The 11957-nt window shown below is 67.1% G+C and carries 12 protein-coding genes and 1 pseudogene; 4 read left to right on the forward strand and 9 right to left on the reverse strand.

The window, feature by feature from the left end; genetic code table 11:
- Positions 1–39: 39 nt before the first annotated feature.
- From lgt to AASM09_RS03655, 4 genes are all read left to right on the forward strand, one after another.
- Positions 40–927: a prolipoprotein diacylglyceryl transferase gene (gene lgt / locus AASM09_RS03640; protein WP_049428844.1), complete on the forward strand. Its 888-nt coding sequence runs from the start codon at positions 40–42 to the stop codon at positions 925–927.
- Complete coding sequence (locus AASM09_RS03645; RefSeq protein ID WP_049428842.1) at positions 924–1718, forward strand: thymidylate synthase; 795 nt, start codon at positions 924–926, stop codon at positions 1716–1718. The genes lgt and AASM09_RS03645 overlap by 4 nt, the downstream gene beginning before the upstream one ends.
- A gap of 81 nt (positions 1719–1799) precedes the next feature.
- The gene (locus AASM09_RS03650; RefSeq protein WP_065179687.1) at positions 1800–2087 is read left to right on the forward strand and encodes a hypothetical protein; all 288 of its coding nucleotides are present in this window, start codon (positions 1800–1802) and stop codon (positions 2085–2087) included.
- On the forward strand, positions 2084–2575 hold the full coding sequence (locus AASM09_RS03655; RefSeq protein WP_049428840.1) for a dihydrofolate reductase: 492 nt from the start codon (positions 2084–2086) through the stop codon (positions 2573–2575). The genes AASM09_RS03650 and AASM09_RS03655 overlap by 4 nt, the downstream gene beginning before the upstream one ends.
- 88 nt (positions 2576–2663) lie before the next feature.
- On the opposite strand, the gene AASM09_RS03660 is transcribed toward AASM09_RS03655, so the two are convergent.
- The 9 genes and pseudogenes from AASM09_RS03660 to AASM09_RS03700 form a co-directional block, all read right to left on the reverse strand.
- Entirely contained in the window at positions 2664–3308 is a 645-nt protein-coding gene (locus AASM09_RS03660) for a DUF1287 domain-containing protein (protein ID WP_019661117.1), read from the reverse strand.
- The gene (locus AASM09_RS03665; protein WP_049428837.1) at positions 3305–4327 is read right to left on the reverse strand and encodes a symmetrical bis(5'-nucleosyl)-tetraphosphatase; all 1023 of its coding nucleotides are present in this window, start codon (positions 4325–4327) and stop codon (positions 3305–3307) included. Before AASM09_RS03665 ends, AASM09_RS03660 begins: the two co-directional genes overlap by 4 nt.
- A gap of 15 nt (positions 4328–4342) precedes the next feature.
- On the reverse strand, positions 4343–4726 hold the full coding sequence (gene apaG, locus AASM09_RS03670) for a Co2+/Mg2+ efflux protein ApaG (RefSeq protein ID WP_049428835.1): 384 nt from the start codon (positions 4724–4726) through the stop codon (positions 4343–4345).
- A 13-nt stretch (positions 4727–4739) separates the two neighbouring features.
- The gene (gene rsmA, locus AASM09_RS03675; RefSeq protein ID WP_049428834.1) at positions 4740–5543 is read right to left on the reverse strand and encodes a 16S rRNA (adenine(1518)-N(6)/adenine(1519)-N(6))-dimethyltransferase RsmA; all 804 of its coding nucleotides are present in this window, start codon (positions 5541–5543) and stop codon (positions 4740–4742) included.
- Complete coding sequence (pdxA, locus tag AASM09_RS03680; protein ID WP_049428832.1) at positions 5540–6520, reverse strand: 4-hydroxythreonine-4-phosphate dehydrogenase PdxA; 981 nt, start codon at positions 6518–6520, stop codon at positions 5540–5542. The genes rsmA and pdxA overlap by 4 nt, the downstream gene beginning before the upstream one ends.
- A gap of 18 nt (positions 6521–6538) precedes the next feature.
- Positions 6539–7867 (reverse strand): annotated as a pseudogene (locus tag AASM09_RS03685) (peptidylprolyl isomerase); the annotation flags it as partial.
- Complete coding sequence (gene lptD / locus AASM09_RS03690; protein ID WP_080354993.1) at positions 7864–10365, reverse strand: LPS-assembly protein LptD; 2502 nt, start codon at positions 10363–10365, stop codon at positions 7864–7866. The gene lptD and the pseudogene AASM09_RS03685, both read right to left, overlap by 4 nt.
- An 89-nt stretch (positions 10366–10454) precedes the next feature.
- Positions 10455–11393: a histone deacetylase family protein gene (locus AASM09_RS03695; protein WP_049428824.1), complete on the reverse strand. Its 939-nt coding sequence runs from the start codon at positions 11391–11393 to the stop codon at positions 10455–10457.
- Positions 11394–11402: 9 nt separating this feature from the next.
- Complete coding sequence (locus tag AASM09_RS03700; protein WP_049428822.1) at positions 11403–11957, reverse strand: cob(I)yrinic acid a,c-diamide adenosyltransferase; 555 nt, start codon at positions 11955–11957, stop codon at positions 11403–11405.

Consider the following 11957-nt stretch of genomic DNA (forward strand, 5'->3'; position numbering starts at 1 on the left):
CTGGCCCGAGAATAGGCGTTCAACCGCAAGGCACCTTCCATGATCTATTTCCACGACATCGACCCCATCGCCCTCTCGCTGGGGCCGATCAAGGTGCATTGGTACGGCATCATGTACCTGCTGGGCTTCACCGCCGCCTGGCTGCTGGGCCGCAGGCGCATCGCCGCCGGTCGCCTGCCGGGCGTCGACGCCAATGGATTCTCCGACCTGCTGTTCTACGCCATGCTCGGCGTGGTGCTGGGTGGGCGCATCGGCTACATGCTGTTCTACGCGCTGGGCGATTTCCTGCACAACCCGCTGCTGCTGTTCAAGGTGTGGGATGGCGGCATGAGCTTCCACGGCGGCCTGCTCGGCGTGCTGGGCGCCTGCTGGTGGTGGTCGCGCAAGCACGCGCTGCACTTCTTCGACACCATGGATTTCATGGCGCCGCTGGTGCCACTGGGCCTGGGCTTCGGCCGCATCGGCAACTTCATCGGCGCCGAGCTGTGGGGCAAGTACACCGACGGCACCTGGGGCGTGGTGTTCCCTTCCGGCCTGCCGGCGCCGCTGAACCAGCTGGACCATGCGACCCTGCAGTCGCAGTTCGCCACCGGCGCCCTGAACCAGTTCGCCCGTCATCCGTCGCAGCTGTATGAAGCCTTCCTGGAAGGCCTGGTGATGTTCGTGGTGCTGTGGGCCGTGTCGGCCAAGCCGCGTCATCGTTATCTGGTCGGCGGCCTGTTCGCGCTGATGTACGGCCTGTTCCGCTTTGCCGTGGAGTTCGTGCGCATGCCCGACAACGGCGTCTACGTGGCCTTCGACTGGCTGACCCGTGGTCAGATCCTCAGCCTGCCGCTGATCGCCTTCGGCCTGGTGCTGCTGGCGATGTCGCGCCGCGCGCCGGTGCTGCAGCCGCAGCTGCCGGTGGTCGCCGAGGACAAGGCATGAAGGCTTACCTGAACCTGCTCTCGCACGTGCTCGAACACGGCGCGGAGAAGAGTGATCGCACCGGCACCGGCACCCGCAGCGTGTTCGGCTGGCAGATGCGCTTCAACCTCAACGAAGGCTTCCCGCTGGTCACCACCAAAAAGCTGCACCTGCGCTCGATCATCCACGAGCTGCTGTGGTTCCTGAAGGGCGACACCAACATCGGCTACCTGAAGGACAACCAGGTACGCATCTGGGACGAGTGGGCCGATGCGAACGGCGACCTCGGCCCGGTCTACGGCAAGCAGTGGCGCAGCTGGGCCACCGCCGATGGTCGCGAGATCGACCAGATGCAGTGGCTGGTGGACGAGATCAAGCGCAACCCCGATTCGCGGCGGCTGGTGGTCAGCGCCTGGAACGTGGGCGAGCTTTCGCAGATGGCGTTGATGCCGTGCCACAACCTGTTCCAGTTCTACGTGGTGGATGGCAAGCTCAGCTGCCAGCTGTACCAGCGCAGCGGCGACATCTTCCTTGGCGTGCCGTTCAACATTGCCAGCTACGCGCTGCTGACCCATATGGTTGCGCAGGCCACCGGCCTGGGCGTGGGCGACTTCGTGCATACGCTGGGCGATGCGCACCTGTACTCCAACCATTTCGAGCAGGCCCGCGAGCAGCTGGCGCGCGAACCGCGCGCGCTGCCGAAGCTGTGGTTGAACCCGGACGTGACCGACCTGTTCGGTTTCCAGTTCGACGACATCCGCATCGACGGCTACGATCCGCACCCGGCGATCAAGGCGCCGGTGGCGGTGTGATTGATGTTTGGCATGCTGCGTATCAGCTGGTGAGACCTGACTGATGCAGATTGTTTCTCGGATTCACTAAGTGGAGGAGCAATGAGCAAACATTCACGAAAGGCACGGGAAAAGCTGGCGGAAGGCTTGATGTCGATGTCCGGCTCCCTGGCCGTTGCATTGACTGTTGGTGTGTTGATTACTCCTCTCCTGGCAGTCGCCAATGCGGCGGTCGCGGGAAAGGATGTGGACCTTTGGGTCATGATTACTGACCTCAAGCCGACTACTGCGGCAATACTGTTCCTGCTCTATTGTTCAGCGGTTGCGACAGTACTCGGTGGACGTAGCGCGGCGATGAAAATCTTCAACGAGTTGTATCCGGACAAATGAAGCTGTCGATGATCGTGGCGTTGGACCGCAACCGTGGCATTGGCCAGGGCAATGCAATGCCCTGGCACCTGCCGGATGATTTCAAGCACTTCAAGGCGCTCACCCTGGGCAAGCCGATCCTGATGGGGCGCAAGACGGCCGAGTCGATCGGCCGCGTACTGCCGGGGCGGACCAACCTGGTGCTGACCCGCAGCGGCCAGGTGCCGTTCGAGGGCATGCGCGCGGTGGCGTCGCTGGAGGAAGCCAAGGCGATTGCCGAAGGCGAGAGCGCCAGTGAACTGTGCATCATCGGTGGCGGCGAGATCTTCCGACAGCTGCTCGACCAGGCCAGTGACCTGTACCTGACCTGGGTGGATGCCGAAGTCCCCGCCGATACCCATTTCCCCGAGGTGGATGCGCAGGACTGGCGGGAAGTGAGCAGCGAGCCGCACCCGGCCGACGAACGCCATGCCCACGCGTTCCGCTTCGTGCACTACGTGCGCCGCTGAAGATGGTTTCCTGTAGAGCCGAGCCATGCTCGGCTGCTGTTGCCGGACACATCCCGTAGCCGAGCATGGCTCGGCTCTACAGGATTGCCTACGGCATCCGGTAATGCCCGATGATGGCGTGCTGGAACAGCAGATTCTCTTCGCGCGTGCCGCGCGCGATGTTGTGCAGCACCAGCGGCGTGCCGTTGGCCAGCCTGCGGTCGGAGACGATGCCCACGTGCAGCAGGCCGTTGCCGTTGAGCTTCCAGGCGACGATGTCGCCGGCTGCGTAGTCGGCGGCGAGGGCCGTGATCGGCTGCTGCCAGCCCTGCCGTTCGAACCAGCGCATCAGGTTCGGTACGCGGCGATGATCGATGTTGCGATCCGGTCGTGACAGGCCCCAGATCGCCGGATAGGCACTGAAGTTGCCGCGCATGTCCTCATGCACGCGGGCCTGCAGGTCCACGTCCAGGCTGCGCAGCGCGCGCACCACCACGTCGGTGCACACGCCGCGATCAACCGGGACGTCTCCACCGGGATAGGCCAGCACCTGGTAGGCAGGGTCGTAGCGGGTGGTGACGCCGATCTGCGCGCGCGCTGCAGCCACCAGTGGCGGCGAAGGCGCCTGCGGTTGCGATGGCGTGCGGCCGGCGTTTCCGCCGCCGGTGGGGGCCGGGGCCGAAGTGGGCTGGCAGCCGCTGGCCAGGGCCAGCGTCAGCAGCACCATCCATGGTGCCCAGCCGCGCCGCGTCATGCCTGCGGTGGGGGACTGCTGTTGCCGGGGCCCGCGGCGCCACCACCACCGCCACCACGGCGACGACGACGGCGCGGGCCGCGATTGCCCGGGGTGCCGGCCGGAGCGTTACCGCCGCCCTGTTCCTTGCCCTGCGCCGACGCAGCCGGGCGCTCGTGCGCCGGGCGGGCGGGCGGGCGGGCGTTGGGCACGGGGGCGGGTACATCGCGGCCTGGTACCTGCACCACGCGCAGTTCATCGGTATCGAGCTGGATGGCAGTCAGCTTGCCGCCCCACACCGCGCCGGTGTCGATGGCGTGCACGCCCTGGGTGATGGTCAGGCCCAGCGCCGACCAGTGGCCGCAGACGACCTTGAGGTCACGCTCGACGCGACCCGGCACTTCGAACCAGGGATACAGCCCCTGTTCCTGCGTGCCCGGCGTGCCCTTGTCCTCGATGCCGATGCGCCCACGCGGGGTGCAGTAGCGCATGCGGGTGAGCACGTTGATGATCGCGCGTGAACGGTCGTAGCCGGACAGGTTCGGTGCCCAGCTCGGCTTGTCGCCGTACATGTTGCGGAACAACTTGCGGTAGCCGGCGCCGTGCAGCTGTGCCTCGACTTCGGCGGCATGCTTCTCGGCCATCTGCGTGGTCCACTTCGGCGCCAGGCCGGCGTGCACCATCATCCAGCCCAGCTCGCGGTCCACGTGCACCAGCTTCTGCAGGCGCAGCCAGTCCAGCAGTTCGTCGCGGTCCTCGGCCTGCACGATGCGCAGCAGGTCCGGGTTGACCTTGCGCTGTTCCTCTTCGGTGCGGGCACCGACGGCCAGCAGCGAAAGGTCATGGTTGCCCAGCACCACCACGCTGTGCTCGCGCAGCGAATGAACCAGCCGCAGTGTTTCCAGGGACTGGCCACCGCGGTTGACCAGGTCGCCGCAGAACCACAGGGTGTCCTGCGCCGGATCGAAGCGGATCTTCTCCAGCAGCCGCTGGGTGACGTCATAGCAGCCCTGCAGGTCGCCGATCGCCCACACACTCATCGTTCGGCCTCCGTGTCAGTGCAGGATACGCGGGATGGCCAGCACGAAAGGTGCGACCGGCGCGGCAAATTCGGTGCCGTCGTCGGCGACCATGTCGTAGTGGCCCTGCATGGTCCCGTGATCGGTCCCCAGCATGACACCGGACGTGTAATGGAAGTCTTCACCGGGACGCAGGCGCGGCTGCTCCCCGATCACCCCGTCGCCATCGACATGCTCGACGCGGCCGTTGGCGTCGGTGATGCGCCAGTGGCGTGCAACCAGGCGCGCGGCAACGCGCCCCTGGTTGTGGATGCGGATCGTGTAGGCGAACGCATAGCGCCCGTCTTCCGGCGCGGATTGATCGTCGAGGAAGCGCGGTGCGACTTCGACGGAGATGGCATAAACGTCAGCGTCTTCCATACCGGCAATGTAATCAGGAGGCATTGGCCAAAGCGATGAATTCAGCCACATCCAGCTGTTCGGCGCGGGCATCGGGGCGCACGCCGGCGGCCACGAACTGCTCGGCCGTCACGACGTTGTTGAGCGCATTGCGCAGGGTCTTGCGGCGCTGCCCGAAGGCGGCCTTGACCACCTCGGCGAAACGCTTGTGGTCGTTGATGTTGATCGAGGCCGGGTCGCGCGGTACCAGCCGCACCACGGCCGAATCGACCTTCGGCGGCGGCCGGAACGCACCCGGCGGCACCACGAACAGCGAGGTCACCTGGCAGTACGCCTGCAGCATCACGCTGAGCCGGCCGTACACCTTGCTGCCCGGGCCGGCGGCCATGCGGTCGACCACTTCCTTCTGCAGCATGAAATGCATGTCGCGGATCACCGCGGCATGTTCCAGTGCATGGAACAGGATCGGCGAGGAGATGTTGTAGGGCAGGTTGCCGACCAGGCGGATCGGCTGGCCGGCAGCCAGCTCGGTGAAATCCACGCGCAGCACGTCGCGGTGGACGATGGTCAGCTCGCCCAGTGGCTCGGCGGCGGCGGTCAGCGGCGCGATCAGGTCGCGGTCGAACTCGATCACCGTCAGCTTCGGATGCACGCGCAGCAGCGGCAGCGTGATCGCGCCCTGGCCGGGACCGATTTCGACCAGGCGGTCGCCGTCTTTCGGATTGACCGCCATCACGATCTTGTCGATGTAGTGGCGATCGGCCAGGAAATGCTGGCCAAGCTGCTTCTTGGCCGGGGCGGTGAACACCGGGCCGGAGGGGGAATGCGGGGAATTCATACGCTCAGTGTACGTTGCCGCGCAAGCTGCGCACACAACGTCGTTGCCGCCTGCAGGCTGGAAGGATCGGCGATGCCGCGGCCGGCCAGATCCAGCGCGGTGCCATGGTCCACCGCTACGCGTGGGTACGGCAGGCCCAGGGTCAGGTTCACCGCCTGCTCGAAGCCCGAGTACTTCAGCACCGGCAGGCCCTGGTCGTGGTACATCGCCAGCACACTGTCGAAGCCGGCCAGCTTGGCCGGCAGGAACGCGGTATCGGCCGGCAGCGGTCCGATCAGGTCCATGCCCTCTGCGCGTAGGCGCTGCATCAGGGGAATGATCAGGTCCAGCTCTTCGCGGCCCAGGTGGCCGTCTTCGCCGGCGTGCGGGTTCAGGCCGAGCACGGCGATGCGGGGTGCAGGCAGGCCGAATTCGCGCCGAAGTGCGGCATGCAGGGTGCGCAGGGTGTGTTCCAGGCGGGGCGCGGTGATCGCGTCGGCCACCTCGCGCAACGGCAGGTGAGTGGTGGCCAGGGCTACGCGCACGATGGGGTTGGCCAGCATCATCACCACCTTCACGCCGGCCTGGTCGGCCAGCAGTTCGGTGGTGCCGCTGTAGGCGATGCCGCCCTCGTTGATGACCGCCTTGTGCACCGGGCCGGTCACCACGCCGTGCAGTTCGCCGGACAGGCAGGCCTGGCCAGCGCCAAGCAGGGCGCCGATGACCGCGCCGGCATTGGCCGGATCGGCCTGGCCGAAGTGGCTCGGGGCGGCATTGGCCACCACGCGCAGGCGCAGGTCGCCGGGGACGCGCGCTTCGGCATCCTCGGGCAGCAGTTGCAGCGGCAGGTTCAGCGCGGCCGCAGCCGCGCGCAGGGTGTCCGGGTCGGCGAAGGCCAGCAGCCGGCAATCTTCACGCGGCTGCTGGACAAGGCGGACGCACAGCTCCGGGCCGATCCCGGCGGGCTCGCCCGGTACCAGAGCGAGCTCGGGTCGCATCGATCAGGACTGCGGCGGCGTGGCGGTGTTTTCCGCGCGGTCACCGGTGCGGAAGCTGACGTAGGCTTCGCCACGCAGTTCCTGCAGGAAGCGGTTGTACTCGTCTTCCAGCTTGCGGCGGCCAATGGTCTCGCGGACCTGGGAACGCTGGTTGTCGTTGGTCACGTCGGTCTGGCGAGTGGCCACGCGCTGCAGGATGTGCCAACCGGCATCGGTGCGGAACGGCTGGCTGACGCCGCCGTCCTGGATAGCGGTCACCTGCTGGCCAAAGGCCGGACCGAACGCATCGGCCGGGAACCAGCCCAGATCGCCGCCCTGGCCCTTGCTGTTGTTGTCCTCGGAGGACTCCTTGGCCACGGTCTCGAAGTCCGCGCCGCCAGCGATGCGGGCACGCAGGGTATCGATCTTGGCTTTGGCGGCCGCGTCGGTCTGGTGGTCGTCCACGCGCACCAGGATGTGGCGGCCGTGGTACTCGGTGACGGTGCTGGCGCCGGCAGTGGCACTGGCGTCACGCACTTCCACCAGCTTCAGCAGCTGGAAGCCGCTGGGGCCGCGGATCGGGCCGACCACTTCGCCAGGCTTCATCTTTTCCATCATCTGCGCGAACGCCTGCGGGATTTCATCCAGGCTGCGCCAGCCCAGGTCGCCGCCTTCCAGCGCGTTGGGGCTGTCCGAATAGCGCACGGCCGCTGCGTTGAAGTCCAGCTCGCCCTTGTCCAGCAGGGCCTTCACGCCATCGGCCTTCTTCTGGCCGGTGGCGATCTGGTCGGCGTTGGCGCCGTCCGGCAGGGCGATCAGGATGTGCGCCAGGTGGTACTGGTTGCCCACCGTGGCCTGCTGCTTCAGCGCGGCGTCGACTTCACCCTCGCTGACGCTGATGCGGCTCTGCGCGAAGCTCTGGCGCAGGCGCTGCACGGTGATCTCGTCACGCACCGAGGCGCGGAAATCGTTGAAGTCGATGCCGTCATGGGCCAGGCGTTGACGCAGGGCGTCCAGGTTCGAGCCATTCTGCTGGGCGATGGAATTCATCGCCTGGTTCAGTTCCTGGTCGCTGACACGGATGCCGCTGCCCTGGGCGCGGGCCACCTGCAGCTTGACCAGCACCAGGCGCTCGAGCACCTGGCGGCTGAGCACGTCTTCCGGCGGAAGCTGATTTTCCCGTCCGGCGTACTGCGCCTTGATGTTGGCGATCGCACGCTGGAGCTCGCTCTGCAGGATCACGTCCTCATCGACGACGGCGGCGATGCGGTCGAGCGGCTGCGCCTCCTGGGCAAGCACCTGCAGGGGGGCGGACACGCTGGACACCGCCAGCAGCGAGGCGAGTAGAAAGGGGAAGCGCTTGGTCATGGGATCAGATTCGGATCGTAGTCATCGCGGGTCGCTCCGGTGTTGCTGGGCGGCACGAGATAGAGGTCGTCGCGGTTGTAGCCGAGGATAGCACGGCGCAGAGTGCGGTCCGTGTCCTGGCCGATGGAGCTCAGGCCCTTCAGTACGAACTCCACCTGGATGGAGTTGTTCATCTCGCCTTCGCGATTGCGAACATAGCGGCGGCCGACCACACGCACGGCCAGGCAGCAGCTGTCCCACTGGACACCGCCGATGATTTCCAGCGGCTCCTTGTCCTGCAGCGAGTAGTAATAGCGGCCGACCAGGCTCCAACGCGCATTCAGCGGATACAGGAACGACAGGTCGGCCTGCTCCAGCAGGGTGCGGTCATGCTTGTTGGCTCCGGGCAGCGCGCCGGCGTTGATGCGGTAGCGGTAGCTCAGGTTGACCACGCCGTCGTTGGGCATCAGGTAGCGGGCACGGACGCTGGCCAGATCCTCGCGCTTGTACTTCGGGTCCCACTGGTAGGTGGCGCCCAGGGTCCAGCGGTCGTTGATCATGTAGTTGCCGTCGGCGATCCAGGCCGACTTGCCCTTTTCCACCGGCGCCCCTCCCGGGGTGGTGCTGACCCGCGATTCATCGAAGTACTGGATCTGGCCGATGGAGGCCGAGAAGCGCTCCTTGCCGGTGGTCTGGTCGATGAAGCGGGTGCTCAGCGCCAGGGTCAGCTGGTTGGCATCGTTCTGGCGGTCGGCGCCGGTATAGCGCGAATCGCGGAACAGCTGGCCCCAGCTGAAGGTGAAGTCACGGGTATCGAAGATCGGCAGCTCATCCTGGTTGCGGTACGGCGTGCGCAGGTAGAACAGGCGCGGTTCCAGGGTCTGCAGGAAGGACTTGCCGCGGATGCTGGTTTCGCGGTCGAAGAACAGGCCAGCGTCGATGCTGCCGATCGGCAGGCTGCGGCTGGGCGAGGTATTGCCGCGCAGCTGCTCGGGCGTGGCCGTGGCCGGATCGATGCCCTGCGAGCGCAGGATCTGGGCCTGGATGCCGTTGACGCCGTCGACCAGGCCGCGATCAAGCTGGTAGGCGGTGTAGCGGTAGGCCAGGGTCGGGGTCACATACCAGGCTGCGCCGCTGATCGGGAACGACACATACGGCTTCACGTCCAGTCGCGAACCACCGCTGACACCCACGCCGGAGGTGAGCTGTTGGCCCGTCCGCGTGTACTGCAGATCCTCGCCGGTGCCGACGGCGTTCTTGAAGTTGATGTCGTCGTGGGTGAAGCGCACGGCTTCGGCGTAGATGCCGGTTTCCAGCCATGAACGGACCGGCTTGTCCCAGTTGAAGTACAGGCGCGGCTGGCGGTTGTAGGGCAGGGCGCGCTCGTCGAGGGTGTAGTCGGTCAGCTGCCAGCGGTCGGCCATGATGCCGGCCGTCCAGTTCGTGCCGGTGCCATACAGGCCCACCGTGCTCTGCAGGTTGGAGGCGGTCACCCCCACCAGGCGGTTGGCGAAATCCTCGACATAGCGCTCGTCGCTGACCCAGGCCAGGTTGGCGCGGGCCTGCCAGTGGCTGTCCACGTTGTGGTAGCCGGTGAACATCACCCGGCCGCGGTCACGGTCACGCAGGCGGTCGTTGGGCATGAACGAGGTCAGCACCTCGCCGCGGCCGCCGTTGTAGAGGTAGCGGAACTCGTTGTCGAGCAGCAGGCCGCGCCGGCTCATGTAGCGCGGGGTCAGCGTGTCGTCGTAGTTCGGCGCCAGATTGAAGTAGATCGGCTGGGCGTAGTCGAAGCCGTTGCGCCCGGACATGCCCAGCTGCGGGAACAGCAGGCCGGTCTTGCGGCGGTCATCGATCGGGAACTTGAAGTACGGCGCCCACAGCACCGGCACCTTGCCGATGCGCAGCACGGCGTTGCGCGCGGTGCCGAAGCCCTCGTCGTTGTCCACTTCGATCTGCGGCGCCGACAGCTTCCACACCGGCTGCGAGGGGTCGCAGGTGGTGTAGGTGGAGCGGTGCATCTGGCCGACCGCACCCTGCAGGTCGACCGACTCGGCATCGCCGTTGCCCCGGCGCGACACCAGCTGGTACTGGATGTCGGTGATCTTGTGGGTGTCGCTTTCCTGGTTGCCCTCGGCACGCTTGGCGACCATCCGGATCGACCCGTCCTGGTAGCGGACATTGCCGTCGGCGATGTAATTGCCGGTTTCGGTGTCGAAGCTGAGCTTGTCGGTACCGACGAACTGGTCACCCCGGCGCAGCGCCACGTTGCCCTCGTACTGCGGCACGGTGGTGGTGCCCAGCAGCTGGTCACCCTCGATGTCGGTCGGCTGCTGCTCGCGCGCGGCGGCGGCGCTGGCCTTGTCCTGGCCGGGGACCGGGGTCGGGGCGTCGGTGAACGCGGGGATGACGTCGGTGGCCGGGCACAGGCCCCAGTTGAGCGGCTTTTCATCGGCCATCACCGGCAGGCTGATGGCGATGCTCAGAGGCAGGGGAAGCAGGCGGAGGGCTCGGCGCACGCGGTTCGGATTCGGGCGAAAACGGACGGTAGCTTGCCCCATCCCTTGCATAGGGGCAATGAAGGGCGCCGGTGGCCGCCGGTTCGGGTTCATCCGGACGTGCCACCGCTGGCCGCCGAGATCAGGGCCTGGACATGGGCCACGCTGCACTCGGCCAGTGCCTGCAGGTCATAGCCGCCCTCCAGCATCGAGACCACCCGGCCGGCCGCATGGCGCCGTGCCAGCGCGTGCAGTTCACCGGTGATCCAGGCGAAATCGTCGGTTTCCAGCATCAGGTCGGCCTGCGGATCGCGCAGGTGGGCGTCGAAGCCAGCCGAGATCAGCAGCAGCTGCGGGCGGAAGTCGTCGATGGCCGGCAGCATCTCGTCGGCCCAGACGTTGCGGAAGCGGAAGCCCCCGCTGCCGGGGGGCAGCAGGATGTTCATCAGGTTGCCGGCGCCACGGTCGCGGCGCAGGCCGGAATTGGGGAACAGGCCGGCCTGGTGGGTGCTGTAGTACGAGACCCGGGCATCGTGCTGGAAGATGTCCTGGGTGCCATTGCCGTGGTGCACGTCGAAATCGACCACCGCGATCCGCTCCAGGCCATGACGGTCGCGGGCGTAGGCGGCGGCGATGGCGATGTTGTTGAGCAGGCAGAAGCCCATCGCCGTGCTGCTGGTGGCATGGTGGCCGGGCGGACGCACTGCGCAGAAGGCCAGAGGGTCGTCGCCCAGCATCACCGCATCGACCGCGGCCACGCCGGCACCCGCGGCGTGCACGGCGGCACTGGCCGAGCCGGGCGAGGTCCAGGTGTCCATGTCCAGCTGGCGCAGCGGCGCGGTCTGCGGCTGCAGCACGAAGTCCAGCAGGGCGCTGTCGTGGACCCGGGTCAGCTCACCGAACTTGGCCGGCGGCGCCTCGCGCCAGTCCAGCTGGCCGGGGAAGGCCGCATGCAGCGCATCGAGTACGTACTGCAGGCGTTGCGGGCACTCCGGGTGGCCGGGGCCGGGGTCGTGCAGCAGGCAGGACGGATGGGTGTAGACCAGCATCGTGCCGACTCAGCGCTGGCGCTGCTGCGGTTGCCACAGCGCCTCGCCCTGGCCGTCGGCACGGGCCAGCACCCGGGCCAGCACGAACAGCAGGTCCGACAGCCGGTTGAGGTACTGCAGCGCCTCGCTGCGCACGGCTTCGTGGCGGGCCAGGGTGACCGTCTCGCGCTCGGCGCGGCGGACAATGGTGCGTGCCAGGTGGCAGCGTGCAGCGGCCTCGCCCCCGGCCGGCAGGATGAACTCCTTCAGCATCGGCAGGCCGGCGTTGTAATGGTCCAACTGCTGCTCCAATGCCGACACATCGGCGGCGTGGATCGCGGCGTGGCCGGGGATGCACAGCTCGGCACCCAGGTCGAAGAGCTGGTGCTGCAGGTGCACGACCAGCGCGCGCACGTCTTCCGGCAACGGAGCCGCCAGAAGCAGGCCGAGCGCGGCGTTGGCCTCGTCGACGGTTCCGTAGGACGCCACCCGGGCGTCATCCTTGGCGACACGCTGGCCGTCACCGAGGCCGGTACTGCCGTCGTCGCCGGTGCGGGTGTAGATGCGCGAGAGGCGATGACCCAT

The organism is Stenotrophomonas maltophilia, from assembly GCF_039555535.1.
Classification (GTDB): Bacteria; Pseudomonadota; Gammaproteobacteria; order Xanthomonadales; family Xanthomonadaceae; genus Stenotrophomonas; species Stenotrophomonas maltophilia_Q.

Excerpts from the sequence above, each read along its gene's own strand:
- lgt (WP_049428844.1), top strand. The coding sequence starts at position 40 with ATGATCTATTTCCACGACATCGACCCCATCGCCCTCTCGCTGGGGCCG.
- AASM09_RS03645 (WP_049428842.1), top strand. The coding sequence starts at position 924 with ATGAAGGCTTACCTGAACCTGCTCTCGCACGTGCTCGAACACGGCGCG.
- AASM09_RS03650 (WP_065179687.1), top strand. The coding sequence starts at position 1,800 with ATGAGCAAACATTCACGAAAGGCACGGGAAAAGCTGGCGGAAGGCTTG.
- AASM09_RS03655 (WP_049428840.1), top strand. The coding sequence starts at position 2,084 with ATGAAGCTGTCGATGATCGTGGCGTTGGACCGCAACCGTGGCATTGGC.
- AASM09_RS03660 (WP_019661117.1), bottom strand. The coding sequence starts at position 3,308 with ATGACGCGGCGCGGCTGGGCACCATGGATGGTGCTGCTGACGCTGGCC.
- AASM09_RS03665 (WP_049428837.1), bottom strand. The coding sequence starts at position 4,327 with ATGAGTGTGTGGGCGATCGGCGACCTGCAGGGCTGCTATGACGTCACC.
- apaG (WP_049428835.1), bottom strand. The coding sequence starts at position 4,726 with ATGGAAGACGCTGACGTTTATGCCATCTCCGTCGAAGTCGCACCGCGC.
- rsmA (WP_049428834.1), bottom strand. The coding sequence starts at position 5,543 with ATGAATTCCCCGCATTCCCCCTCCGGCCCGGTGTTCACCGCCCCGGCC.
- pdxA (WP_049428832.1), bottom strand. The coding sequence starts at position 6,520 with ATGCGACCCGAGCTCGCTCTGGTACCGGGCGAGCCCGCCGGGATCGGC.
- AASM09_RS03695 (WP_049428824.1), bottom strand. The coding sequence starts at position 11,393 with ATGCTGGTCTACACCCATCCGTCCTGCCTGCTGCACGACCCCGGCCCC.
- AASM09_RS03700 (WP_049428822.1), bottom strand. The coding sequence starts at position 11,957 with ATGGGTCATCGCCTCTCGCGCATCTACACCCGCACCGGCGACGACGGC.